Here is a 3,072-nt window from a genome sequence, read left to right on the forward strand (position 1 = left end):
ATTGCCAATTGAGTTCAGGTCGGTCTGATTTGAATTTTCCACCACGCTACCAGCCTTCATGATTAGGGCTTGGAATGATAAAGGCCCACCTGGTGGTGGGCCTGAATAGGTCTGGGGGGTGTGCGTGAGAGGGTTGAATCCAATCCCCCCCAGATAACCGTTAAAACTTGTTACCCTTGATTAGTTCAAATGATAATTTAACATGCGGCAAAATGCAAGTTTTACAGTGACGCAAAGTAATAATACTAAGAAACGACGGTCGGCGTTTCCAGGGTGAGGAGTTCCCGGATAGCGGCAGAAATTTTGTCGGGACATAGAGTGACCGGGATCTGTTTTGAAAGCCGAACGCTATGATGTGCATCGGGCTTTCCAGTACTCGGTTTACCCCAAAGCTGAACTTTGCAACCGATTGTTAGTGGCCAATTAAAATGACCCACTACTGGCCATTTATTTTGACCCACCTCCGAGTGGCCGTCAGGCCATAGAACCAGCTACTGTCCCCCGCTTTTATCGATGGCCGGGGGCATGTCAGTGAAGGAGTGGGTTGTGATACACAAGATCAAGGCACTGCACGATAACGGCAAAGGGCTGTCGATCCGCGCCATCAGTCAGGAACTGGGCTTGTCCCGGAATACCGTCCGTAAATATTTGCGGATGGAGGTAGAATGCGATTTCGGAACGGATTGCAGATCCCTCGCGGAGCAAGCGCCTCGACGATCACCGGGATTACCTGGTGCATTTGCTCAAGCAATTTCCCAAGCTCAGCGCCGTCAAGATTGCCCGTAAGCTTCAGGCAAAGGTCGGCGACTTACCGGCCTCAGATCGCTCCATTCGCCGTTATGTGCGAGCACTCAAGGAGGAAGTGGCCTCGGCCCAGATGCGCTACTACGAACCCATTCTGGAGCGATGTGCCGGGTGTTCAGTGCCAGGTGGACCCCGGTGAGTTGCGCGGCGTGCTGATCGGTGGCGAAGAACGCACGCTGCATTTTGTGGTGTTCGTGCTGTCGTACTCGCGGTTGATGTACGTGGGCCTGGCCTTCCGCCCGCTGGACACCCAGACGTTTATCCAGCTCCATGACGAAGCCCTGCGGTACTTCGGTGGCCTGCCGGAGGAGTGCGTTTACGATCAGACCAAGCTGGTGGTGATCAACGAACAGTACCGCGGAGCTGACGCTCAACCAACGGTTCCATGGATATGCCACCACGGCCGGGTTCCGGATCCATGCCTGCGAAGGCTACGACCCGGAGAGCAAGGGCAAGGTGGAAGCCGGCGTGAAGTACGTCAAGCAGGATTGCCTCTACGGTGAGGTCTTCCGGGATCAGGAACACGTGCGTCAGCACGTGCAGGACTGGGTTGAGAGCGTGGCCAATGTCCGGATCCACGGCACCACCGGCGAACCACCCCGGGAACGCTTCGAACGGGATGAGCGAGAACATCTGGAGGCCTACCTGTCACCGGCTTGCGTGCAGCCTGTGGCCCGCGAGACACGGCGGGCGGACAAGACCGGCCTGATCGCCTGGAAGGCCAACAAGTACTCCGTGCCCATGGCCTGGCAGCAGGCCCGGGTGGGCGTTCTGGAGTCCGGCGGCCAACTCGATATCAGCGACCTGAACACAGGCGACGTCATCGCCAGCCATGCGCTGTGCGCCGACAAGGGCAAGGTGTTCAAGAACACCCATCACTACCGGGATCATGCCCAGCGGGTGACCACGCTGGAGAGCTGGCATCAACGCGCTGATCGGCAGACGAGACCGGGCACCGGTTGTGCCAGCAGCTCAAGCGCTCCGAGCCCAAGATCTACAAGGATCAGTTGGTGGCTGCCCGTGACCTGCTCAAGCGCCATGCGCCGGTGGATCCGGTGTTGCTCACAGACGCTGGCAGAGCGCCCCGGCATGACGGCCACACGGCTGCAAAGCTACCTGGAAGCAGCCCAGGCGGCTACGCTGCGGGAGCGGCAGCCGGAACCGCTGCCGGAACCCAAGCAGGCACTGGATCTGAGCGCCTACCAGCCGTATTGGCCGCTCCAGTGGCCAGGGGGTGACCCATGAGCCAGCTTGAACAGACCGTAGTCCCGTTACCGCAGCCTGCGCCTGAGCGCGGCCGCCGACGAACTGACCAACCTGCTGGCCGAGGCTGAAGCCAACGAGATGTCCTATCTGAGCTTCGCGGACCGGCTTGCCGAACACGAACTGGTCCAGCGGCAGGACAAGCGCATCCGCCGGAACCGGAAGATGGCCGCGTTCCCCGCCGAGAAGCGCCTGGAGGGCTTCGACTACCGGCACCAGACCACCATTACCAAACGCCAGGTGAACGCCTTGCTGGACTTCCAGTTCCTCGACGAACGGAACAACCTGGTGTTCATCGGCCCGCCGGGTGTGGGCAAGACCCACCTGGCCATCGGCATTGGCTACAAGGCCGTGGAAGCCGGCTACCGGGTGTTGTTCCGCAACGCCCTGGATCTGGTGGAAGAGCTGGAACTGGCCGAGATGAAGGGTGAGCTGAAAAAACGGGTCAGCGCCCTGGCCAAATACGACCTGCTGATCATTGATGAGCTGGGTTACCTGCCCATGACCCGGCAGGCCCGCTACAATCTGTTCCAGTTGATCAACAGCCTGTACGAATACCGGTCGATCATCTTGACCACCAACAAGGACTTCACCAGTTGGGGCGAGTTCTTCCACGACGACAACGTGGCGGTGCCGATCATTGACCGGGTCATCCACCATTCGCACATCTTTATGTTGGGAGGAGAAAGCTATCGACTGAAGCAAAAAGCCACAAGATAGACTATGAAAGGTGGGTCAATTTTATTGGCCAAAGGTGGGTCAAAATAAATGGCCATTGACACCGATGCCGTCTGAACGACTGGAGCCAATAAAATCAGTGACCCAGACGCTCACGCTGCGGTCATGACGACTGTTAAAGAATACTGCGTGTGCTTCTTCAAGAGAGCCATTGGCGCCGTGAAAGGATTCCGTTTCGTAATGACGAATCACTCTCCGAGCCGAAAGCTCTTCACCAATCTCGACCAAGGTGCTGTTCGGATTCTATCGTGTTTCCCTATTAACCTT

Annotated in this window: 3 protein-coding genes and 1 pseudogene; all 4 read left to right on the forward strand. The window is 57.8% G+C overall.

The genetic code is table 11. The features are described 5' to 3' along the window. Positions 1-525: 525 nt before the first annotated feature. Positions 526-654 (forward strand): annotated as a pseudogene (locus ACXAC4_RS26590) (helix-turn-helix domain-containing protein); the annotation flags it as partial. Between the two features lie 254 nt (positions 655-908). Continuing rightward, a complete protein-coding gene (locus ACXAC4_RS26595; RefSeq protein ID WP_475167999.1) occupies positions 909-1,307 on the forward strand; it encodes a hypothetical protein in 399 nt (132 codons plus the stop codon). After that, positions 1,261-2,049 (forward strand): Mu transposase domain-containing protein, encoded by a 789-nt coding sequence (locus ACXAC4_RS26600; RefSeq protein WP_475168005.1) that lies wholly within the window; start codon positions 1,261-1,263, stop codon positions 2,047-2,049. Before ACXAC4_RS26595 ends, ACXAC4_RS26600 begins: the two co-directional genes overlap by 47 nt. Positions 2,050-2,091: 42 nt before the next feature. Further along, the gene (gene istB, locus ACXAC4_RS26605) at positions 2,092-2,787 is read left to right on the forward strand and encodes an IS21-like element helper ATPase IstB (protein WP_475168008.1); all 696 of its coding nucleotides are present in this window, start codon (positions 2,092-2,094) and stop codon (positions 2,785-2,787) included. The last annotated feature ends 285 nt before the right edge of the window (positions 2,788-3,072 follow it).

Source organism: Pseudoalteromonas sp. AWM4_233 (genome assembly GCF_056158285.1).